Raw genomic sequence first — 684 nt, 5'->3', positions numbered from 1 at the left:
CCCATAGCGTGGGCATATTCACACATGATATAAGGTCTTGGGTCGCTGCTCTTGGCATAGGTTTCCAAAGTTGAGACAGCCGGATACATGTTGCTGACCATATCCGTTACGGCCTTATCGTTGTACCCCTCGTAATGAATCGGACGGGTAGGATCGAGACTGCGGATATAATCAGATTCGGCTTTAAAATCGCTGCCTGAGCCCGCTTCATTGCCTAATGACCAGATGATGACGGAAGGATGGTTTTTATCCCTTTGAACCATGCTGTTAGCGCGATCCTTGATGTTTTCCAACCATTCAGGCTTGTTGGTCGGGACGGTACTACTAACGCCATGCGTTTCCAAATTGACCTCATCGAGCACATAGAGACCATATTTGTTCGCCAGATCATACCAGAACGGATGGCTCGGATAGTGAGAAGTACGAATAGCATTCATATTGTATTGCTTCATTAATTCGATATCTTCGATCATCTGATCCAGATTGGTCGCTTTCCCCGTATCGGGGTTTGTATCGTGACGGTTTACACCTTTAATCATAATGGGCTTGCCGTTGAGGATCATTTGCTGCTTGCCGCTGCCATCGGACATTGTCTTGAGTTCAAATTCCCGGAAACCGACACGTGTACCCGCCGTTTCGATTAATTTGCCGTAAGAATCTTTCAAGCTCAGGACAAGCGTATAC

At 46.8% G+C, this 684-nt stretch carries 1 protein-coding gene; it reads right to left on the bottom strand.

Features of this window, described 5'->3' with window-relative positions; all coding sequences use genetic code 11:
* On the bottom strand, positions 1-684 hold a 684-nt coding region (locus AC1DUA_RS39830), incomplete at both ends, for a glycoside hydrolase family 2 TIM barrel-domain containing protein (RefSeq protein WP_477504904.1).

It is taken from the genome of Paenibacillus sp. 01T422 (assembly GCF_056398785.1).
The sequence above is the reverse complement of the archived record's forward strand: the minus strand, read 5'-3'. Positions and strand labels throughout refer to the sequence as shown.